This is a genomic window from Bacillus sp. Cr_A10 (assembly GCF_029222665.1).
GTDB lineage: Bacteria > Bacillota > Bacilli > Bacillales_A > Planococcaceae > Psychrobacillus.
The window spans coordinates 286644-308180 of record NZ_JARHXR010000009.1 but is presented as its reverse complement, the minus strand read 5'-3'; the positions used below and the strand labels follow the sequence as shown (position 1 = coordinate 308180).

The following is a 21537-nucleotide window of genomic DNA, read 5'->3' as shown; positions in this document are numbered from 1 at the left end:
ATTTCTCCTAACGCTATTTTTTATTGTTAACATTTTTACTAATAATACTTACTTTTACTAAGCAGAAGCCTGAGCAAATTTAGCTCTATATAATTCTATAACTCGGCTAAAAAAAGATGCTAGTACTTGTTGAAATAGCATGCCGAAGACAACTGGCAGCACAACCTTCGGAGGGAAGTAGGCACTTGCCACAACCACTCCCATCGAAATATTGCGCATTCCACCTGTAAACACAATTGTCGTTACAATATCCACATCTTTCCAAAGAAAATGCCCTAATAGGAAACACATTACGTATCCAGAAAATGCGAGAATAAATACAATGACAATAACACTAACAAGTTCCCACGTAATACTTCTAATATACGGTGCAATAACGCCACTGTTAATAAGGACTATAAAAAACAAGCTCATTTTCGAAAACGGTGCAAGTTTTTTTCCAAGTGTCTCCTCAATACTGCCTTTCGTCAATTCATTTAATAACATTCCCACTATGGAAGGCAGCACAATCATCCATAATAAATCAAGCATAAGAGTAGCTGTATCAATTTCAATTGTTTGTCCGATAACTAGATGCAGTAAAAATGGCATGACGATCGGAGAAATGAGCGTATTGATTAAAATAATGGATAGACACAGTGCTAGATTTCCTCGACAAACCGACACCCATATAAAGCTAGTCACCCCTGTTGGTACAGCAACGGACAAGATGAAACCAATCTTCAGTAAATGATCATCAAATAGTAAAGTTGCCACAATATAAGCGCAAATGGGCATGACAATATGTAAAAATGCTATCGTTAATAAAATGACAAATGGATACTTTGTAAAGCTCTGCAACCCTTTAAAATTTAAGCTCAAACTACCCGCAAAAGTCATAAATGCAAACAACCAAGGAACTAAAAATAATAAATGCCCCCTACATCATCGAGCAATACACCGATAATCAAGCTAAGCGGTGTTAATATAGGCATCAATGTCTGGAGGCGCTTATTCAAACTTTCCAACATCGAACTGCCTTCTTTCCATATTTTTTATCGAATTTCTGTCATATAGCGGTTATATAAATCATTAGATTTTTGGATACATTCCAAATACAATTGTCTAATTTCGAATACTTGAGAAAGTTTTAAATAACTTTCATCTTCTAATATCTTAATAATTGGTTTGACCTCATGATAATAACTATAATGTTGATTTGCTTTATATAAAATAGTTTTATATTTTTCTAAAATAGATACATAAGTATCGTCGATTAATCTGTAGTCACACTTTGACCTCTCTTGCTTGTAAAATGTATTAATCTCACTTGCAAAAAACTTTCCATCCATAAAGAAACAAGAATTTACTGGCGAAAAAAAACGGTTTTCATTTTGATAAGCTCTCTTACTAAAAATCAGGTGATGCCAGTTTTTAACTTCGTTATATTTTTCCCCTAATGCACTAAACTCGTTTGATATGGTTTTTACATTAAGATTCAATATATATTGAAATATAGAAGAATTGGTATCATAATCATTAATAGCAGTTATAGAACACCAACATATATAGTTATTATCTAGTCTAGCTATTATACAGACCTGTTGGTTAGGACTTATGTATATGTCAAATGAGATTTCTTTATCATCTAAACTATAATTTGGTGTAACGATATTATATTGCTTAATTAGATTAATTTTTTCCATTTTTATTCCTTTCATATCCTTAATATTTTAATCCTGTATATGAAAAGGAATTCCAACATACGCTAACTCGTCCAGTCAAGGTGTGTTATTTACTGCATTAGATACATTAGGAGGAATTAATAATGATAAGACCTATTCAAGAGAAAGATTTACAGGATATTTTAGAAATATATAATGATGCGATTTTAAATACGACTGCAGTGTATACATACGAACCTCAAACGCTCGAAAATAGGCAACAATGGTACCAACAAAAAATGAACGAAGGTTATCCGATATTAGTATTTGAACAAGATAACAGGGTAGCAGGTTTTGCAACTTTCGGTCCATTTAGAGCCTGGCCAGCATACAAATATTCCATTGAACATTCTATCTATGTAAGTAAGGAATTTAGAAAAAAAGGAATCGCAACTTCATTAATGAAAGAATTAATAGCGATTGCTGATGAAAGAGAGTATCGTACATTAATTGCTGGAATTGATGCAACAAATGAAAAAAGTATTGCGATGCATAAAAATTTTGGGTTCGAATACTCTGGTACTATAAAAAAAGCAGGTTTTAAATTCAATAGATGGCTTGACTTAGCTTTTTATCAATTAGATCTTAGTGGCCCCAAAAACCCAGTAGAAGAATAGAAATCACATATAAGAAAAGGTATTTTAGTTTGTAGAGATGCCTTTTCTTCCTTACTAACACTAATGGGAAGCCTATATTTCAGTTAGGCAGTTTTCAATAGTAGTTTGAAGAGGTAGTAAACTTGTATTTTTCTTTACCTCTATGTAAAAACTTTTTAAAAATACTTTACAGTTAGCTACTAAAAACCAATAATTTTCCTCATCTAACTCCTTTTTTAGTATTAAAAGTTCATCAGGTATTCTTTGCAATAAATTTCCAATTACTCCAAGTTCCAACCCGTTATTGAGCATTTCCAAAATTGGTATTAGCAATCTCTCGTCTTCATCGTGGACATAAACACTATCTGACACAAAAATCTTTTTCCATAATGGCATTAAAATTTCTTTATATAATTCTTTATCAATATGATTGTTTTTTATTAGTTCATCAAAAGCATCGGCAACATGCGCAATACTATGAGCCCAACCTTTACCTGAAATAAATCCCCTTAAATCTTTTTCCAAGCTTATATATTCAACTAACTGATCTTTAATAGTAGTAATCATCTCTTGTGTAAGAAAGTTATCTTCGTTATCTCTGTATAATACTAGTGCGATTAATAGAGTAGTAAATGATCTTGTAAAAACTGTATCGGTACCAGTTTCTCCGATTCCTTTAAACAAACGTTCATTTAAACAAAAATCTAAGACTTCCTTTAATAAATCATGCTCAATTAGATTTTTCTCTATTATTAGTTGATAAAAAGAGGTGTATATCAATTGATCTCTAAGGCGACTATCTGTAGAGCCAATATGTTCAACCATTGATTTGACGAGAAAAACTTTATCCTCGTCATCCCAATTCCTTCCCCCACTTCTTACTTCCTCTAAAATTATTTTTAGGTCATTTGCATTCATCGGAGCTGTATTTATAAAATTTGATTGAACCTTTTCCATTTTTCTCATCCCTTTTTTAAATTAATTTTACCTTTTTTAATACATAAAAAATAACGATTTAATTTCACATAATTTCTAAAGCTTGATATGGTCCAAAAACGGCTATTTGTTCTATCATAGCAGCCATCTTCTCTAATGTGTATATATGCTTGCATCTTCAAACCAGTGTTGTATTATATCAACATGAGCAAATACAATAATGAAATTCCCTTACTTTGCTCTTATAGAGTTAAAGTCAATAGAGTATTTTTTATAGGTTAAAAATTTACAAAAATAGTTTCTCATGCGAATCTCGCTGAAAACTGTTAAAGTTATATTGAGTTGCACGAGAAATCAATTTATGCAATAGCAATTGTCTAATAACTTGTTTTTATAATAACCATAAGTTTCAAGGGAGTGAGTAGATTGAATGAAGAAATAGCACATATTGACTACCGTGAAATAATGGAATATTCACTTGATCCATTAATAATCCATACAAACCTTCGGATAATTGATGTTAATCACATGGCAGAAAAGTTTTTTGGAGCACCCAAAGAAAATATTATTGGTGCAAGTCCTTTAGATATATTCCAAGAAACATCCAAAGTAGCAATAGAAAAAAGAATCCTATCCGCATATCAACAACCAGCTAAGGTTATAGAGGAAACAATTTTTCGTATGGATGGCACAACAGTAGATGTAGAATTGTATTGTCACCCTGTTCAAATAGGGGATACAAAAGCCATTCAAACATATGTAAAAGATATTACGGGTAGAAAAGAATCAGAAACAAAACAAAAAGAAATTATAAAGGAAATTAATGATCTTTCTGCTACAGTTGTACCTATTCTAAATGGGATAGCTATACTTCCTTTAGTTGGATCAATTGATGAAGACAGAGCAATACAGATTTTGGAAAATGTACCTTTAAAGGTTAAAAACCAAAGTATTGAATGTTTAATCATCGACTTTTCTGGAATCTACAATTTAGACAGCCTTGTTACAGATTATCTCTTTAAGTTAAATAGCGTATTATCATTACTTGGTGTGCGTTCTATTATCACGGGGTTAAGACCTTCATTAGCACTAGCTGCGATACAGTTAGATTATAAAATAGAAACAATACCGACAATGTCCAGTGTTAAAGATGCATTAGTTTCTTTAGGCATATATCAAAAATAAAAACACAACCATGATTAATGAATTAAATTTCATATTAAATTATATGGACCGAAAAAGGTCCTTTAATTTTTTATTAAATAAAGATATATGTTGTTCACCAATTATTTCCATCATTATTAATAATATAAAAGGCTTACTCCCATTCGGAAGTTACCCCCCTCTTCTTAGTTAAAGAAAACCATTTTTCTACGATTTGATCCAATATTTATCCATTAATGAGACGGACCATTCTGGCTGCTTTACTTCACCTTTTGGTAGAAACTCTTTCATTACAGGCTTAATATCAATAATTGGGGTGCCGTTAATTGCATCTAATCCCTCAACAATCAATTTTCTTTGTTTATGTTCTACAAGTTCTACAATTGTTACCCCTAACTTATTGGGTCTATTTTTACCTCTTTGCGCAAAAATTCCAACTTTTGGGTACTCTTTATTGTTTCTAGGATGCCTTGCTTCATATTGAATTTTATCATCAGAAACCTTATCAAAATAAAATATGATTTCTAAGTGAGAGAATTCATTAATACCAGCCAAAGAAGATTCAGTCATATTTTCAGTGAGCTCAATTGTAGAAATGATTGATTCCCAGTTATCATCCTCTATATCTAATCTATTATTATTTACAAATGCTATTGGTTCAATTGTATATTGCATAAATTATCTCTCCTTATAAACCAACTTTAAACAATGTTATTGATTTAAAAACATTTCATGACTGTATCACCAAATTCTCGAATATTTACTAAATAATCATAGTTATCAGTGGAACCATAACTATTAAACATTCGAACTACGACAATATCTCTTTTAGGTATAACGAGTACTGCAACATTGGTATAACCCAAAATTTGAAATGATTCTTTCGGCACAAGTTCACCTATCTCAGATTTTTTAGCTGGGAGTTCTTTAACAAACCATAAAAAACCGTTTTGGGGCAGATCCTTATTCATTAAGTTAGGACTCTGAAGGCTAGTAGAACTATTAATAATATCTTTTGAAACAACTTGCTTACCATTAATCAAACCTTGCTTTAAATGGATATAGCCCCAATACGCAAGCTCTCTCGTGGAAACATACATATTTTTCTTATCACCATCTCTACCCCTGTCGTTTGACCATAGAGAATCATTCGGATTTCTTATAACATCTACTAATTTTGAATCGGAGTCATCATGCCAACCTGTTTCCTGAAAGTCTAAAGGATTAAAGACCTCTTCATAAAGAATCTCAACTATTGTTTTACCAGTTGTCAGTTTGATAATTTGTGTTAACAAATCAACACCAATATCTCGATAAGCCCAACTTTGCCCTGGCGGAAACTCTCTAACTATATTGCTATCTTGTAAATTCAACCCATGTGTATGTGTTAGCAAATGTCTTATAGTTGTTTTATTGTACAGGTCCATATTCGGTACTGGTAAATATTTATTCACTTCATCATCAATCGATTTAATGTAACCATTATGTATCGCGTAGGAAGCAGCAAAACCAATATAACTTTTACGAACTGATGCAACATGAAATTGCGAATCTTCTTGAATTGGCCTCGCACCACTTGCCTTTGAATGTTTTCCCCAGTATTTCTCCGCTACAATTTTATCTTTATGTATAATGAGTACACTCGCGCCAGAGCAGTCAACTTCTTCAGAAGTTTTTTTTACATGTAGTACAACTGAATCAAAAACATCGTTCAACTCTTGTTTTATTTTCAACTATTAAAACCTACTTTCTATTAAAGGTAATGCTTAAAATGACCCCTCCCCAATCTGCTTAAATCGCTCTTTTTCTTCTATTTTATCCAGATACTCAAAGAACCCTAGTTGATTCCCCCATGGGTCTGTGAAAGTTCCCCATTTGGCTGATACTTCTTCTCTAGAATGTATCTCAAAGTGATCAATCCCTAACTCCTTAACAAGTCTCTCTCTTTCAGTAATTATATTAGTGACACCCAAGCGTAAAGGTCCACTAGCTTTTGAAGGGATTCCTTCAGCAACTTGCAACCAACAACCAGGTAGAATTTCCCATTCAACAAAACCAGAATGTGGTTGTAAATCTGGTTTTTTGTTTAATACTACTTCATACCACTTATGACCTTCCTTAATATCAGAAACACGAACTTGAAAAGTAACCTCAAAAATCATTTTTATCCCTCCTTGAATGGCCATATTACTTTGTATTCTAGAAGTTGGGATAATACTCCTTCTTGTTTAGCTAACTTTATCTATTAGCACAAAAAGGAAAAAGAGTTGGTGATCAATTTATTGATCACCAACTCTGCAAAGATTAACACTTATTTCATCCATTCCATTAAAGTTAAATCATTTTGAAGTTCTTTCATTTTTTTAAAACCGCACTTCTCATAGCTAGAGATTGCTCTGACATTAGTATTTTTCACTTCCAACACAACTCGTGATACACTTTTATGTATACTCAAATAATTTACCATCATAGAAATCATGGATGTACCTATTCCTTTTCCCCATAACTGAGTTTCTCCAATAAATTGATCAATACCATAAATAATTTGATTTTGTGGATAGCCATATTTTATTAATTCATTTTCTTGTATTGGATAGAACTGTATATATCCAATTGTTTCATTTTGAAATTCTATCATACAAGGATTTACATAGTGTTTTCCCTCCACTCTAGGTCCATATTTATTTACCACTTTATCGTAGTTAGTAGGAGACTCTTCGTAGAATTCCAAAACCTTTGGGTCATTTAGCCATTTAACCATTAATTCAAAGTCATTCTGTTTCATTTTTCTGATAAGTATTTCGTTACTGAATATCAAAATTTATTTCCACCTATCATATGTGTCTCGAAAATTACGCAATGTTTCTATTATATTAATTTTGAAATAACCATTGTTTTACACTTTCTTCAAAACCTTTTTCCTTCCAAGCAATCACAGCATTTATTTCGCCTAGATTTTCAATTTGATGTTGAAAGAACATATCTCCAACAAAGTATCCTAATCTGCTATAACCAAACCGATTCTCCCCATTTATCGAAAACCACTTTTTAAATAATAATTCATCAGTTAAATTTGAATAATCCTCTGAGAATGCTCTTTTTATTTCTTTTCTATTTTTTGTTGAAAATGATAACCAGTCTTCTCCTTCATCGTTATATGAAAAATAAATGGAAGAATTTAGATTTATTGCTGTACGACGAGAAAAGTGTGTGGCTGCACCTTCCTGATTCAGCCATGTAAGGGGACTTTTCCACTGGACTTCTGTCCAATCTATTCCTGCTTCTTCAGACATGATATTCTGTGCTGCATGACCAAACTCATGCGCAACAATCGTTCTCAAATGCTCCGTTTTTGGAGACAATTTCTCTAAAGAAAAAGTTATGTCCGGTATAAATTGCCTATGCGTATATGCATTTGATCCAAATCCACCTACAATCAAATTAACATCAATAGGAAATGAAATTTGAAATAACTTAAAGTACTCTTCTTCTGTTTCTTCTATAACAGGTAAAATATTATGATGAACTTTTTTTATTCGTTCTATATATTCTGGATACTTTTTAAGAGATTCCATATGTCGCTCTTCCGTGTCTTTACAGTGATAAGTGAAATATTCTTTAAATACATCCGGATATACACTATAGTAAGTTCTTAAAAAATCGATAGAGGAATTATAGTTATATAAAAAATATGGGACTGTATCAATAATTCTCATACTATATTACTCTCCTAATATCATTTATTCGTACTAAGCGAAACAAATATCGGAAAAGACATAACAGCAACAATTATAATGAAGGGTTTTTTTTAATTGGATTTCGAGTCGGAAGCTAAATTTGTTTTTCTCTTTAATAGAAAAATACTTTCAACAACTATTGTAAGAATGTAAACAATCAGTAGTAATAACGATAAATTTGTTGTAAGTTCATAACTAGAATGGAACAATTCTTGAGACCAATAATCGTCTGGTAATATGAAACTAGATAAAAAATTGGATACGCCGATTCCATCATTAGCTTCCGATAATAAACTCTGTGTATAATTTTGAGACAAAGCAACATTGGACAATATGGAAAAGAATAATAATGGCAGCAAAGCTGTAGAAATTTTTATAGAATTTTTGATTATAAGAAATACAACGATAATGAAATATAATAAGATAATCAAAAACAACATAATCTCACTCTCCTTGCAATAATCTTAAGGTCAATTATTACTTTCAATTTTATAAAATAACGTTTCCCTTGAAACTGCGATACCAGGCATTTTCAACTAATTATGTAATTGACCTCTATGGTGATCTAAATGTCTAATAGAAATATAAGTAAATTAATTACCCTTTTTTTCTTCCAATATAAAGTAAGTGAGATGAAATTCCAAGAATATGTGGGTCGTCAGCTTTTTCAATAAGCATTTTCAGGAGTTTTTCAAGTTCTGCTTCCCCTTTGTTTCTCCAGTAATTCCAATTATCATTATTTAATATTGCACCTATATTAGAACCTATCAATTCTATACTTTCAAATCCCTGTGATTCCATAAAAGGTTTGATTTCATCTATATTAAAATAATAAGCACCAGTAAAGCGTCCTTCATCTTGATGATTAAAACTACCTGTTTGTGAAAATTGTTGAATCTCATCTATGTTATCATTTGGTTTCCAATGTTCAGGATATAATAGTGAAGTCAATATATGCCTGATTCTTGGCATAAACGCAACAAAAACAATACCATTATTTTTAGTAACTCTATGTAACTCTCTAACTGCTTTGATACGTTCAGTTTCATCTTGTATATGATACATAGGGCCAAGCATTAATGATGCGTCAAACTCTTCATCATTAATCATTTTAAGTTCTCTAGCATCTGCAGTAAAAAAACCATTAAAGTGTTTTTCCAAATTAAGTGCCTGTACTTTATTTCTAGCAATTTCAACAAGTTTCGGCGTTAAATCTGTTAAGGTTACTCTATAACCGTCTTGAGCAAGTTTAATAGAATATTTTCCTGGTCCAGCACCATTATCTAACACGTTTCCTGTTGGAGGCAGATATTTTTTTATAAAATGCAAATTAACTTGGAATTCAATCGGTTCTCTTTCTAAACGTCCCCATTCATCAAACTTATTATAATAATTAATGATATTACTCATTCCCACACCTACATTCTATTATTTTATTTTCGAAAAAACCTTTACATACTTCTATAAAAGCATGGATGTTCCTACTTATTTCATCTAGTATTTTTAGCATCATCGTTCATTAAACAACAAATGATGAAAAATAATGAAAACACGATTATTTCTACATGGAATAATTTATTTTTCACTATTTTTCACCTCTTTATTTAAAAAAGTTATAAGAACTTCAGAATAACTATTCGCACATTATTCAGCTGTTGCATCCTCAATAATCCAATCCACAGCACTAATTAGGTCAGGGAAAACGGCATCTGCAAGTGGATCATTCTTTCCTAGAAATACACCTTTTGTTCCGGCCTTCTTCCCTGCAATGATGTCTGTATCAGTATCTCCTACCATATAGGATTTGGATAATTCAATATCATATTTTTCACCCAAATCGACAATTAATTTGCTATTTGGTTTTCGGCAAGCACAACCTGCTTTTGGCTTATGAGGACAATAAGCAACATCATGAATTGTTGCACCTTCCTTCTTTAATTCAGCAACCATATGTTCATGTATTTTGTTGAGCTGAGCTTCTTTCATAAACCCTAAACCAACACCCCCTTGATTAGTTACAACAAAAACAAAATCAAAGAAAGTATTCAATTTTTTAATTGCTTCTGGAACACCCGGTAAGAAATACAACTCATGTGGTTTATTCACAAATTTAACTCGATCACTCAGCACTTCATTTATTACTCCATCACGATCCAAAAAGACTGCCTTCTTCATTTTTGTTCCCCCTAATGTATTGTAGTTTAAATTTTTTTAAAAATAGTTTGCCCTTGTTGTCAGAAAATAAACTGCAAATTTAGTAGGGTATTTGGATAGTATTTTATTTAAATAGAAATCTGCTTATTTTCATTTAAGGTTATTTTACTTCATCTACACTATTAAAGGATTCATCTCATTAGACCTATAATTTTAAAGACATAAACAACGCCGGATTTAATTCTTCACTTTCTATTACTATTGCTGTCAATCCATTATCTGATTTAGTTTCATGCCATTCATCTTTCTCCCAAAATACAGCATCACCAGGTAGAACTTTAAAATATTTATCATCACCATTCCGTACATATCCTTCTCCATTCAAAATTAACAAAAGCTGAGGTACAGTTGCCTGATGATAGCCAATAATTCCGTTTTTTTCTAAATACATACAACCTATTTGAGCTTCCTTTTGTATGTGGATAATACGAGTCATGATAAAATCCGAATTGAAATTCGGAATCTTTTTCCCTCTATTTTTATTGAAAGTATAAAACTCCATGTGTTACCCCCTAATTTGAATAATCCAATTTTAACTGCACCTTCCAAAAGATTCGTTTTCTCCTACAAAATCTTTCTTAAAATCTCTATATTCTCGTTAAGAAATGCTTGGTGCTTGTCTACTCCCCGTAAACGGCACCAGCCAATAGAGTTAAAGGCATCATAAAAAGAATAAAAAGAAAGTATACTATCTAAATCCAAAATTGGTCGAATCGACTCATATCCAGAAATATAAGCATCTCTAGTTCCTTCATATTTACTCCAAACATCACGATTTATCTTTGCAAAATCAATTTCTGTAGACCCAACTCGAGCACTCTCAAAATCTATAATTCCACTAACTTTATTGTCATGTATTAATATATTACCTGGACGAAAATCCATATGAATAATACAAGGACCATCAGGAGCAGGTAGTGTAGGAAAAATGAGTTCAAAATGTCGGATTGATTTTTCGTATAAATCATTAGATAGTTCAAGCCTTGTATGTGTTTCGAACTTAATAAAAGTCTGTTGAATGAAATTTCTCCAATCGTTATTTTCTAATGGTTTAAATCCATTCTCGGTTTCTGCACCATATACAGGCATTGATAAAGCATGAAGCATTGCATGATTCACTCCAATTTGGAAAGCTAACTGGAAATCTATTCTTCCTAAACAGGGGACACCGATAATTTCCTCTAACAACAATGCACCTGTTACTGTTTCATCCCCCTCCCAATAGTCTAGAACTGTTGGTACCGACATATAATTTTTTAGCTTAATTAACATTTTATACTCACGAAAAAGTTTGTCTTTGCTGAATGGAATCTTTATATATACATTCTTTTTGTTTATTAATTGTATTTTATAAACTTCTGAACTAAAAGACTCTGGAACGGTATCAATCGACAATATAGGAAGTTTGAATTGTTTAATTACCTTTTGTATATTCTCCACTTAGGGTCTCCTTAGAATAACTAGAATCTATAATTTACCAATTATACATAAAATGGTTCAACTAGTATATATAATCATATTATATTATTTCCCTATCAAATCCATTAATCCTTTAATTTCTAACAAAAAAACACCCAAATGGGCGTTGTATTCACACGAAATCATTGTAATTTTTTTCCTATATTCTTTCACTAATGATTATTTGAAATCTTTAAAATCACTTTATGAGAATATATATGTTCAATCACACTCTAACACTTACATATCATCAATTGATTACCATCAGGGTCTTTAAAATTGAAATAATGATTATGTTCAATTTGAGTTATTAAATCAACATTTTTACTTTCCATAAACCTATATGCTTCCTCGATATCATTTGTATTAAAATGGAAGGAAGGAGTTTTAAAAATATTTTCCTCCGAATAAATCTTACTATCCAATACAATGCCAGTCCCATTCATTGGAATAACAAACAAATGTCCAAATTGTATTTCTCCGTCAGCAGGCAACCCTAATACATCACAATACCAATCCCTAGCTTTTTCTATATTACGAACAGGGATAAACACTGTTCCAATCTGATTTAAAATTGGGCTATTCAATATAACACCTCCATAATACAGTTGTCCTTAACATCGTTAAACATTTCATAATTAAAATACATATAACTGGTATACTGTTATTTCTACATATACTTCAAAATACCTGCTAATAATTATTTTTTGTATTATCGATATTAACTTAGCTCTCTTCTTGTATGAACTTAACAACATCATAATTGCAATTATTACAGACCATTAAATGAGGGCAAATTTGATCTTTAGCTGTATTAGGATAGCCATCACCCATTTTCACTGTTTCTTCATCATTATAGTGACCATAAGGATCTAAAAAATCGGAAACCTTGCCAGAGTCGTCTAATTGAGAACTACATTTTGGGCAATATATTTCTAACCGTTTTAATCCGTTACATAAAGGACACACTGCCAAAATTATCACTCCTTTATTTTAGTATCCTTTATTTGATCAATACTATGTAAAAAAATAATTGAAGATGACACCTGGTGTGATTATTGTTTTAAGAATTTTAATAAAGGAATAGCGAACATCCTAATTTTATTCATCTTCCAGTACATCAGTTAAATTTTTTTAAGAATCCTGTACTTTTGCCATCATATCCATTACTTTTATAAAAAAGATGCGCAGTTTGACGCTCTTCTCGATTACCACTATTTAAAGTTATTGCTACTGCTCCTTGCTGAAGTGCCCATTCTTCACAAGCTTTTAGTAGCTTTGTACCAACTCCTTGCTTACGTTGTTTTGAACTTACAACAAACGCAAGTAATCGTACGTATAAACCCGAAAATTCAAAAGTGAAGGCCTTACTTAAACCTGCAAAACCAATTATTTCATTATCTTTTACAGCTACCAATGACTGATAATCTTCATGTTTTTGTATAGTCTCAAACCGTTCAGTTAAATCTACTAATGTTGTAGGATAACCTAATTCGCTCATCAACTCTACTAAATCTATATAATCTGTTGGTAGTACCTCTCTAACTTCAATTGTCATTAAATATACGAACCTCCCATGAAATTACTTGCACTTTAAGTGAATAATCTCCTAATCGCCAAACTTGTTCAAAACCTAGTGCATATTCATATATCGATAAGCTCTTTTAGCCATATCAAAGTGTTCACCATGCCATTTTTCTACTTCATCGATACTATAAAATCCGATTTCCAAACTCTCAAATGAAGTTCTTAATTCTCCGTCCTTTATTTCGCAAGCATATAGAGGATGATAGGAAGTGTGTGGCTGGCCAAAATCTCCTGGCTTTCTTGTAAATATATCAATGAGATCATTCACCTTAATTACTAGACTAGTTTCTTCTATAAACTCTCTTTTTAAAGATTCTTCGGGACTTTCTCCTGTTTCACACCATCCACCGATAATTCCCCACGTTCCATCATCAGCTCGATGTTCTAAAAGCATTTTTCCATCTGAAGAAAAAATAACTCCATTCACCCCGACTTTTGGTGTTACATGTCCAAGCTCTTTCTTAAACTTTTCAATAATTATGCTTTCCTTAACTTCAGTGATTTCCGAGTACTCTTTACTAGCTAATAAAAGCAATTTTTCGTATCTTTCTATATCATATGGGTTCACTGCATAATGTAAGCCGAGTTGTGCAATTGAACGTACGTTTTCTAATAATGACAATCTATTCTCCAATTACATAGCCTCACCTTCAATTAAAATTCATTATTTTACTAATTTGTTCCTATGTATTATTAGTATGGGCAATACTAATAATTTTTTTAATTATGTACGGAAAATCATTCTCGCTTTTGATCAAAAATAAATGGCCCGCTTCGCCTTTGTTTGGAGGTATAACATCGCTTTTATTAGACTCATTTTGCTGTCGAATAAGCACTTCTTCAAAAGTTGAAGCTGTTCTTAAAATAGTTGTAGTTCGCTGACTAATGGCAACACGTTCTTTAACAACATGTTCTGGAATTTCAAAATTCACAAGGATAGAAATAAATCCTTGTTTGTGATAATGTTCAAGTAGTTTCAAGCGATTTTTCCGATTGCGATTGGAGTTACAAAGAATAAGATGGCAATTAGTCTCATTAACTACATAATTAACAATAGTTTGAGTGAGTGCATACTTGATCACATTTGGACCTTGTTTTGGTAGTAATGATTCGTAATAAGTGTGTAGGAACTCCGCGTGGTTATCCTGGTCAATCACAACTGAGTTATGCAGCTCTTTTTCTAATGCTTTTGCGAACGTAGTTTTACCACTATGGGTTATACCGACTGTCATAATTACTAACCTTTTCATGAACTTAACTCCATTCTGATAATTCTTGGATTAACAACAAATTGCTGCATTACTAGTTGAGACAGCGAAAATAATTTTGAAAGTGCTAAAGATAATTAAAATGTATCAAACGTTATTATCCAATTTGACCAGATTCTTTTTCATCAATGTAAAAATTACTGGATGTCCATAAAATGCGCCTTCGATCTCTTTAATCACCTTGAAGCCTTCTCTTTCGTAAAATGAAATATTAGGATTTCCTTTGTACACAGTTAAAGATAAAGAATTCGTATCTTTGAATCTTGAAAGTCCAGTTCTCAATAAATGTTTTCCAACCCCTTTTCCTTGATGGTTAGGGTGAACATACAAAGACTCTAAGAACACGTCTTTGTCTGACAAAGCTCCTTTGAAAAAAGCATATCCCATTATCCCCTCATTATTTTCAGCAATCAAATTTAGAGAGGATTTAAAACGATTATCCATCTCCTCATTAGAGTAAGCGTCCTTTAAAACTTTATCCTGAATAGGTTCTGGAATAAACCCAATATACGTTTTTCTCCAAGTAGCAAATGCAATAGATCTGACTCTATCGATATCTGATAAGTTCATATCTCTGATTAACATAGCTCAACTCCTAAATTCATCTAAACAACACTTATTATTTAGTTCTTCATTCTTTTGTAAAAACCTTCTTCAACTAATTTACATACTAATTGCTCGTCACTATGTAACACGTTTAAATACAGAATAGTTTATGCAGAAATTCGAGTTAATAAATTTCTTTAGTCTTATTCTTAGAAAGTCTTAACAACGATATCCCAATTGATGATATCCCAATAAATATAAAACTGTAGAAAAATAATTTTAAGCCGTATGTTGGAGAATTTGAAACTAAACCACCTAATGTCAAGAACAAAACCCCAATACATGTTAGGAAATACGAAAACTTCTTATTGTTTTGTTTGAGTAAAGAATAACCTATAAGAATTAAAAGGTAAGTTCCACTAAGTAACATAAGCAATGGGAAAGCAGGGAAAAATTTAGCGGCATATACGAAATAATCAATAGTTAAAATATCACTTGCTTGTTTCACTGGACCGTTTAGCATTTCAGAAAAAATAGTAGTATATTTCCACTCCCAAGAAACATTTCTTATTTGGCTTCCCTCATACCACGCAACAAGAATAGATATTATAAAAACCATTAGAGCAACAAATAATTGAACAATAATTCTAAAAGACATTTTTCCACCTCCTATAGTCCTTTCTCGTTCTGATAATTCATACTGATCAATACATAATATTACTGATATAACTCTTAAAATAAATGGATTATTTTTCATTAATTGTAACATTAAATCCATCTAAATATTCAAATTTCCTTCAACTAATCTGTTCCATTAAAAAAGAGTTGCCTAAGCAACCCAACATCTATTACAATACAACACATTTGTCCAAAAAGAATTTTATGAAATACCCTTCCCGCCCCTTGTTTTTAGGGCGTTGATTCTCTCAACTCCAGTAATGATTGGTTTTGCACGCTTTATTAATGTTTGTGTAGATTCCAGTTGAAGAGACGCTTTATGGGCATTTTCATTGCTCCACACTTCATAAACATAAACAGAATTTGGTTCGTTTTCAGAAGTATTTACAAGATATATCTCGCACTCATCTAATTTCTTCATTGATTCTGCCGCTTCCAGCAAAATATCTACCATTTTGTCAAGTTCACCTTCTTGTACTAGAAACTTGCCAAACAAACTAAATTTACTCATATTCTCCTCCTTAATTTTGATTACCTGTTAATAACTTCTACACCGAAGTCCTATATTCCTATGATTCCCATACATAAAAATTAAAACTTATTCCATTATTATATAATCCTTTTTATTTTGAAAAGATCCTATATAAGGTTGTAATCTACACCGTTAATAAACAAGAAAAAAGTTGAACATATAAACTATAATTTAAACTCTTTCTTAATTATTTGAGCCACCTCTTCTGCACTCAAGTATGTATTATCTATTCTTATATAATTCTCCTTTTCAATTTCACCCTTTTTAGAATTCAATCTATTACTTTCTAAGGTACTAATTAAATGTTGTTCCGATTGTTCAATATTTCTTTTAGTTGGTTTATATTCAAGTCTATGGGGTGTCTTATTTCGCTTTAACCTCTCTTCTACGTTGGCTTCTAATTCAACGAAATAAATATCTGCACCATGTGTAGATACTGTTTGACACATATTTTCTATATCGTCCCAATCCTCTTTTTGATCGAAATACCATACCTTAGTAAAAATCATTCCATCATTATTACTTTTAGAAAATGCATTAAATATTTCCTTCCGAAATAGATGTGTTAATCTCCACATTTCTGGACTAAATCCGAATAATGGCTCTAGTAAATCAATAGTCATGTGGTTATGGAATAACTTTAAGCCTGTTACCTTTGCAAGTTCTTGCCCGACAGTCATTTTTCCAACTGCTTGTGGCCCAAATATAAAAACAAACTTTTTCAAAATACATTCCTCCAAACAATAATGAAATTAATTCTATTGTAATATTTCTTCTATTTCTTCTACAAAACTATCATTATTAATAACTTTATAAGACTTAATATTCTTTTTGGGTAATACAATTACGTTTTCTTCAACAAATATATAAATTTGGTCCACTTTAGAATATATTTTATATTCTGCATCCAAAGGCGAATACCGTTCTTTAGCCTCATTCAATTCTGCATTTTCAAAGAGTGAAATTAACTCTTTCTTCTTATTATCTGGAAGATTGATTTCTTCGAAGTTTACACCATTTATACTTTCAACAATAATATTCGTATCTTCATACAAGAATTCTTCTGTTAATAAATCTTCAATTTTAATAGGTTTTGATAATTTTAAACTTGTTACAATAATTAGAAGTAATAACGTTACAATTATAATACAAAATGTTTTCTTATTTCTCATAATTTCCCACCGTTTTGTAACTCTCATCATACGATTTAAATCCTTAATGCTATTAGTCAAAATTTAACGTTAATTAAACCTACGCCTTAGACAAACAGCAATTGGTCTATTTATTTTGACACGTAAACTTCGCCCTCCTTTCTAATACGGCTTAAACAAATATAAGTTTCTTATATTATAAAATTTTCCATTCGAATCAAAACATATGAAAGATTGAAGTAGCTTTAGTTAAACAATCGTGACAATTGAGAAAAATAACTTTTTACATTTAAATGCTTGTATATTTACAGAATATTAAATGATTTGAAACTTTTAATGTCTCATAACGTATTGTAATACAAAAGATAGAGGAGGAAAGTTATTGAAGAAGATAATAGCCCTATTATTTTTTAGCATCGCTTTAATCTTTCTATTAGTCGCATGCTCGGAAGAAAAAAATGAATCCAAATTTATTGCTAAAGCCAGTGATTTTGAAGATTCAGGCTTTACAAGTCGGAGAGGTCAGCTAATAGTAGTTATCGGGGATGAATTAATGATTAGCGCTAATTATGATCCACAGTCAAAAGAGAAAAGTAGTATAGATAAGATTTTGGAATCCGAACAGGTCAAGAGTGGTAATCATTTTTTAAAAAATTTTAAAAATGTGAACATCTCGACAAAAGATGACAAGTATTATATTTCTGCTGACGATGGTGTATCATTGGAATTTCAAAAAATTGGTGAACGTATTATTGTGGATGAGGAAGGTATGGAGTATTATACCCAAGAGTATTCAGAAGAATAAAGTTCAATTTTATATGAAATAGGACTCTTTTTAAGAGATAAGTGCCATTAATCCAAGAAGGATTTGAATAAATGGATATATTCATTTCCCTGTTTTTATTCATCTAATTTTCTGTATCTTGTATTATAAAAAAGCTATACTTCATAATGAAGTATAGCTTTTTTATATATTCAATGAATATCATTCTTTTTGAAGTTACCACCCTTAACCTCTGCCACTTCATAAACTGTGACAAAAGCATTCACGTCAATATCACTAATGATTTCTTTCATTTTACTTTCTTCTAGACGATTTATTACACATGTTATTTCTTTGAATTGTTCATTTGAATATCCGCCTTGCACAATATTAAACGTTGCTCCACGACCTAAACGGTCTCTAATTGTCTCTACCATTAATTCGGGTTGGTTTGTAATGATTTTAAAAGTTTTTGAACCGCTCAAACCTACTTCTACAATATGAATTACTTTAGAAGCAATAAAATAAGCTATTGCCGATAAGATAGCCCCTTGTAGACCGAAAACTGTTGAAACGACAATAAAGACAAATGTGTTTAAGAATAGTATTAGATCACTTGTACCAAAAGGTAATTTTCGAGATAGTAGTACTGCCAACATATCGATGCCATCTAATGCTCCGCCATTACGTAATGCTAACCCCATTCCAAAACCAATAATAATACCTCCAACTACCGTTACTAACAATGTATCCCCATGAATAATCGTTTGCACATGGTGCATGAGACTAGTACCGACTGCTAGTGAAGCTATTCCGATCACTGAAAATATTGCAAAGCTTTTACCAATTTGTTTATATCCTAAAAAAATGAATGGAATATTCAATAGTGCGATTAGAATTCCTAAGGGTATTCCGAATAATTGAGATCCAACAATGCTTACTCCCGTTACCCCACCATCCGATACATTATTTGGGATTAATACTGCTTCTAATCCATATGCAGCTATAAAACCCCCAATAATAACCATTATTGCTTTAAATACCATTTTACTTAAATTGGACTTTTGCTTTTTGTTAGTTCTCATTTTAATTTCCCCGTTTAATTTGTTATTTGATTGATACATATTCAAAAGATTTATGTATTTTTAATAAAACCTTTTTCAACCTATTATTTATTATATAAGTATATTACTTTTTCGCAAAACCATAAACATTAATAATACTTAATTGACTCTTACAGAAGACTCTTATCATTATTGAGAAAGGATTCTTTACAATTTGAATTACTCATTATTGTCAAAGTGTTCATTATCCGATTTTCAAAATTTGTTATAAAAAATATGGTATAATTAGGAAAAATTGTTTGTAGGGGGTTTATGATGAATGTAATTTTTGCTCTTATTCCTATATTTTTAATTTTGTTAGGTGTAATTTCTTTCTCATTGTTAATACGAAGACTATTAATAAATTCAAGCCTGCGTAATATTCATTCTAAAGAAATTGAAACAAAACTAGATAAAATCATTTATTTGCTAGAAAAAGATCGTTCAAATTCATAAGACACTGCACTTTAGTGATAGTTTAAATAAACATACTTAAAACACATTGGATTTAACCAATGTGTTATTTAATTATCCTTTGTTAGCAAAAAAAAGTTTAAAAATTTTAAAGAATTACACCTGCAAAATTTCCTTTTAATACTTCTTTTTCATGCTGATTTTTACATAAAAAGGATGCAATAATAGTTGTTCTATTATTTTCTTGCCTTTCGTATTTTTCAATTTTAACTTCGCAAATTATTATATCCCCTGTATACACAGGTCTTATAAACTCAAAATTCATTGTACGCGCCAGTACATTGTTATCTCCACCAATTTTTGTTGGTAGCGTTGCAGTTAATAAGCCTTGAATTACAAGTCTTCCCTGTTCATCTAAGGTTCTATGATGAATACCTTCATCACCTGAAATTTCTGTAAATAATTCAACATCCCTTATTGTAAAAGCCCGTTCAAACGTAATTATATCTCCTACTTTTAACGGCATAGTAATCTCCCCCTTTAAAATAATTTTAACTATAAATGTATTTCACAAATTGTTTTGGTAATTTGTCCTTTAAATGTATAAGAAAATCTTATATTTTCCATTCTTTTGGTTTTATATTTTTATCCATCCATTCCTTTTCCGGTGCATGGTATGGGGCTGTGGCGATTAAGTGATTATCGTGCCAGATTGCAGCTCCGGAACGAATCATTTCATCGAGCAGAATTTGAATAAATTCTATAGGCTGAAGTTGGAAAGAGTAGCGCGCATAATCTTGAAACCAACCACAATTAAGTAGGTAGCTATTGATTTCTTCTTTCGCTAATCCGTTTTTAATGATTAATGTAAATGAAAAAATCCTCTTGCAGGCATGCCAAGAAACTTTTTCTGGCATCTTAAGCCACTTTTCAAACCGTTTCCTTGCTGTTTCAATGGCAGCTTGAGGATTCTCTATTTGAGGACCATGTCCTGAATATGCCTGCTTTATCCGGAGCGTTGACAATCGTTCCAAACTTTCTAAAGATCTTTGAATAGATGTAACTCCCTCTCGAAAGATATTTAACCATCCAATATCATTTTGGTGAAAGAGATCCCCGCATATTAATATCTCTTCTTCGGGTTCAAATAAAGAAATATGCCCTAACGTATGTCCCGGTGTGTGCAAGACCTTCAAGGTTCTACTTCCTGTATTAATCTCATCGTTATCAGCAAGCTTCCTATCTACTCGATAAGGTTCTACAGGCTGATCTAACCATTCTGCACTACAGGCTTCAGGGTCACAAAAATTAATTAAATCGGCTTCCCATTTATGAGTAGCAATTGGCACACCATAATTCTTTTGAAGATGAAAATTACCTCCTACATGGTCACTATGGTAGTGCGTATTCACAATAAGGTGTAATTCTTCAGCAGAAACACCTGCTTCTTTAATTAATTTTTCTGTATCTTTCACTTCACTTCCAAAACCAGTATCAATAAGGATGGGGTGCTCATCCTTAATAAGAATCATGTTTGCACTTGGAAATTGTCTTTCAAAGAAAATAATGCTGGACTTTTTCAGAAGCTATTCCTCCTTAAATCAATGTCTAAACAATTATGAGCGAACGTTTGCTCAATTAATTTGCAAATAAGACATCATACAATTACTACTTCAACAAACTCTCA

General features: G+C 31.5%; 30 protein-coding genes. 4 read left to right on the top strand and 26 right to left on the bottom strand.

Annotated features, from left to right (window positions below):
* Positions 1 to 57 precede the first annotated feature (57 nt).
* Together P2Q73_RS08560 and P2Q73_RS08555 are read right to left on the bottom strand one after the other, a co-directional pair.
* On the bottom strand, positions 58 to 879 hold the full coding sequence (locus tag P2Q73_RS08560; RefSeq protein WP_345798833.1) for a bile acid:sodium symporter family protein: 822 nt from the start codon (positions 877 to 879) through the stop codon (positions 58 to 60).
* 155 nt (positions 880 to 1034) lie between these two features.
* On the bottom strand, positions 1035 to 1685 hold the full coding sequence (locus P2Q73_RS08555; RefSeq protein ID WP_275785883.1) for a hypothetical protein: 651 nt from the start codon (positions 1683 to 1685) through the stop codon (positions 1035 to 1037).
* Between the two features lie 122 nt (positions 1686 to 1807).
* On the opposite strand from P2Q73_RS08555, the gene P2Q73_RS08550 reads away from it, so the two are divergent.
* Positions 1808 to 2320: a GNAT family N-acetyltransferase gene (locus P2Q73_RS08550; protein ID WP_275785880.1), complete on the top strand. Its 513-nt coding sequence runs from the start codon at positions 1808 to 1810 to the stop codon at positions 2318 to 2320.
* Positions 2321 to 2392: 72 nt separating this feature from the next.
* Here the strand turns inward: P2Q73_RS08550 and P2Q73_RS08545 are convergent, their stop codons facing one another.
* Positions 2393 to 3256 (bottom strand): DUF2785 domain-containing protein, encoded by an 864-nt coding sequence (locus tag P2Q73_RS08545; protein WP_275785878.1) that lies wholly within the window; start codon positions 3254 to 3256, stop codon positions 2393 to 2395.
* A 405-nt stretch (positions 3257 to 3661) separates the two neighbouring features.
* Between P2Q73_RS08545 and P2Q73_RS08540 the strand changes: the two genes are divergently transcribed.
* Positions 3662 to 4420 carry a PAS domain S-box protein gene (locus tag P2Q73_RS08540; RefSeq protein WP_275785875.1) on the top strand — a complete coding sequence of 253 codons (759 nt, stop codon included), beginning with the start codon at positions 3662 to 3664 and terminating at the stop codon, positions 4418 to 4420.
* A gap of 186 nt (positions 4421 to 4606) precedes the next feature.
* On the opposite strand, the gene P2Q73_RS08535 is transcribed toward P2Q73_RS08540, so the two are convergent.
* The 20 genes from P2Q73_RS08535 to P2Q73_RS08440 form a co-directional block, all read right to left on the bottom strand.
* Positions 4607 to 5074, bottom strand: a complete 468-nt coding sequence (locus P2Q73_RS08535; RefSeq protein ID WP_275785872.1) for an SAM-dependent methyltransferase — start codon at positions 5072 to 5074, stop codon at positions 4607 to 4609.
* A gap of 44 nt (positions 5075 to 5118) precedes the next feature.
* The gene (locus tag P2Q73_RS08530; RefSeq protein ID WP_275785869.1) at positions 5119 to 6132 is read right to left on the bottom strand and encodes a serine hydrolase domain-containing protein; all 1014 of its coding nucleotides are present in this window, start codon (positions 6130 to 6132) and stop codon (positions 5119 to 5121) included.
* Positions 6133 to 6165: 33 nt separating this feature from the next.
* Positions 6166 to 6561, bottom strand: coding sequence for a VOC family protein (locus P2Q73_RS08525; RefSeq protein ID WP_275785867.1), 396 nt, complete (start codon positions 6559 to 6561; stop codon positions 6166 to 6168).
* 149 nt (positions 6562 to 6710) lie between these two features.
* Positions 6711 to 7217 (bottom strand): GNAT family N-acetyltransferase, encoded by a 507-nt coding sequence (locus P2Q73_RS08520; RefSeq protein ID WP_275785866.1) that lies wholly within the window; start codon positions 7215 to 7217, stop codon positions 6711 to 6713.
* A gap of 55 nt (positions 7218 to 7272) precedes the next feature.
* On the bottom strand, positions 7273 to 8115 hold the full coding sequence (locus P2Q73_RS08515) for a hypothetical protein (protein WP_275785864.1): 843 nt from the start codon (positions 8113 to 8115) through the stop codon (positions 7273 to 7275).
* Positions 8116 to 8207: 92 nt separating this feature from the next.
* A complete protein-coding gene (locus tag P2Q73_RS08510) occupies positions 8208 to 8576 on the bottom strand; it encodes a hypothetical protein (protein WP_275785862.1) in 369 nt (122 codons plus the stop codon).
* A gap of 157 nt (positions 8577 to 8733) precedes the next feature.
* Complete coding sequence (locus tag P2Q73_RS08505) at positions 8734 to 9546, bottom strand: class I SAM-dependent methyltransferase (protein WP_275785860.1); 813 nt, start codon at positions 9544 to 9546, stop codon at positions 8734 to 8736.
* 234 nt (positions 9547 to 9780) lie between these two features.
* Positions 9781 to 10311 (bottom strand): D-glycero-alpha-D-manno-heptose-1,7-bisphosphate 7-phosphatase, encoded by a 531-nt coding sequence (locus tag P2Q73_RS08500; protein WP_056831909.1) that lies wholly within the window; start codon positions 10309 to 10311, stop codon positions 9781 to 9783.
* Positions 10312 to 10495: 184 nt separating this feature from the next.
* Positions 10496 to 10852 (bottom strand): cupin domain-containing protein, encoded by a 357-nt coding sequence (locus P2Q73_RS08495; RefSeq protein WP_275785858.1) that lies wholly within the window; start codon positions 10850 to 10852, stop codon positions 10496 to 10498.
* Positions 10853 to 10914: 62 nt separating this feature from the next.
* Positions 10915 to 11790 (bottom strand): phosphotransferase family protein, encoded by an 876-nt coding sequence (locus tag P2Q73_RS08490; protein WP_275785856.1) that lies wholly within the window; start codon positions 11788 to 11790, stop codon positions 10915 to 10917.
* 251 nt (positions 11791 to 12041) lie between these two features.
* A complete protein-coding gene (locus tag P2Q73_RS08485; protein ID WP_275785853.1) occupies positions 12042 to 12395 on the bottom strand; it encodes a VOC family protein in 354 nt (117 codons plus the stop codon).
* 139 nt (positions 12396 to 12534) lie between these two features.
* Complete coding sequence (locus P2Q73_RS08480; protein ID WP_231687558.1) at positions 12535 to 12777, bottom strand: hypothetical protein; 243 nt, start codon at positions 12775 to 12777, stop codon at positions 12535 to 12537.
* 151 nt (positions 12778 to 12928) lie between these two features.
* The gene (locus P2Q73_RS08475) at positions 12929 to 13366 is read right to left on the bottom strand and encodes a GNAT family N-acetyltransferase (protein WP_275785850.1); all 438 of its coding nucleotides are present in this window, start codon (positions 13364 to 13366) and stop codon (positions 12929 to 12931) included.
* 75 nt (positions 13367 to 13441) lie between these two features.
* A complete protein-coding gene (locus P2Q73_RS08470; protein WP_275785847.1) occupies positions 13442 to 14029 on the bottom strand; it encodes an NUDIX hydrolase N-terminal domain-containing protein in 588 nt (195 codons plus the stop codon).
* Positions 14030 to 14078: 49 nt separating this feature from the next.
* Positions 14079 to 14645 carry an AAA family ATPase gene (locus P2Q73_RS08465; protein WP_275785844.1) on the bottom strand — a complete coding sequence of 189 codons (567 nt, stop codon included), beginning with the start codon at positions 14643 to 14645 and terminating at the stop codon, positions 14079 to 14081.
* Positions 14646 to 14750: 105 nt separating this feature from the next.
* Positions 14751 to 15248: a GNAT family N-acetyltransferase gene (locus tag P2Q73_RS08460; protein ID WP_275785841.1), complete on the bottom strand. Its 498-nt coding sequence runs from the start codon at positions 15246 to 15248 to the stop codon at positions 14751 to 14753.
* A 145-nt stretch (positions 15249 to 15393) separates the two neighbouring features.
* The gene (locus P2Q73_RS08455) at positions 15394 to 15867 is read right to left on the bottom strand and encodes a YjdJ family protein (protein ID WP_275785838.1); all 474 of its coding nucleotides are present in this window, start codon (positions 15865 to 15867) and stop codon (positions 15394 to 15396) included.
* Between the two features lie 222 nt (positions 15868 to 16089).
* Positions 16090 to 16398, bottom strand: a complete 309-nt coding sequence (locus tag P2Q73_RS08450) for a putative quinol monooxygenase (protein ID WP_275785836.1) — start codon at positions 16396 to 16398, stop codon at positions 16090 to 16092.
* A 185-nt stretch (positions 16399 to 16583) separates the two neighbouring features.
* On the bottom strand, positions 16584 to 17099 hold the full coding sequence (locus P2Q73_RS08445) for a shikimate kinase (protein ID WP_481747152.1): 516 nt from the start codon (positions 17097 to 17099) through the stop codon (positions 16584 to 16586).
* Positions 17100 to 17177: 78 nt separating this feature from the next.
* Positions 17178 to 17621 (bottom strand): hypothetical protein, encoded by a 444-nt coding sequence (locus P2Q73_RS08440; RefSeq protein ID WP_275785830.1) that lies wholly within the window; start codon positions 17619 to 17621, stop codon positions 17178 to 17180.
* A 331-nt stretch (positions 17622 to 17952) separates the two neighbouring features.
* Here P2Q73_RS08440 and P2Q73_RS08435 point away from each other — a divergent pair, with 331 nt between their 5' ends.
* Positions 17953 to 18375 (top strand): protein-disulfide isomerase, encoded by a 423-nt coding sequence (locus P2Q73_RS08435; RefSeq protein ID WP_275785828.1) that lies wholly within the window; start codon positions 17953 to 17955, stop codon positions 18373 to 18375.
* Positions 18376 to 18545: 170 nt separating this feature from the next.
* Here the strand turns inward: P2Q73_RS08435 and P2Q73_RS08430 are convergent, their stop codons facing one another.
* On the bottom strand, positions 18546 to 19418 hold the full coding sequence (locus tag P2Q73_RS08430; RefSeq protein ID WP_275785825.1) for a YitT family protein: 873 nt from the start codon (positions 19416 to 19418) through the stop codon (positions 18546 to 18548).
* A gap of 294 nt (positions 19419 to 19712) precedes the next feature.
* Here P2Q73_RS08430 and P2Q73_RS08425 point away from each other — a divergent pair, with 294 nt between their 5' ends.
* On the top strand, positions 19713 to 19892 hold the full coding sequence (locus P2Q73_RS08425; RefSeq protein WP_275785822.1) for a DUF4083 family protein: 180 nt from the start codon (positions 19713 to 19715) through the stop codon (positions 19890 to 19892).
* 106 nt (positions 19893 to 19998) lie between these two features.
* On the opposite strand, the gene P2Q73_RS08420 is transcribed toward P2Q73_RS08425, so the two are convergent.
* Together P2Q73_RS08420 and P2Q73_RS08415 are read right to left on the bottom strand one after the other, a co-directional pair.
* Positions 19999 to 20376 carry a hotdog family protein gene (locus tag P2Q73_RS08420; RefSeq protein WP_056831888.1) on the bottom strand — a complete coding sequence of 126 codons (378 nt, stop codon included), beginning with the start codon at positions 20374 to 20376 and terminating at the stop codon, positions 19999 to 20001.
* An 88-nt stretch (positions 20377 to 20464) separates the two neighbouring features.
* Positions 20465 to 21415, bottom strand: a complete 951-nt coding sequence (locus P2Q73_RS08415; RefSeq protein ID WP_481747151.1) for an MBL fold metallo-hydrolase — start codon at positions 21413 to 21415, stop codon at positions 20465 to 20467.
* Positions 21416 to 21537 lie beyond the last annotated feature (122 nt).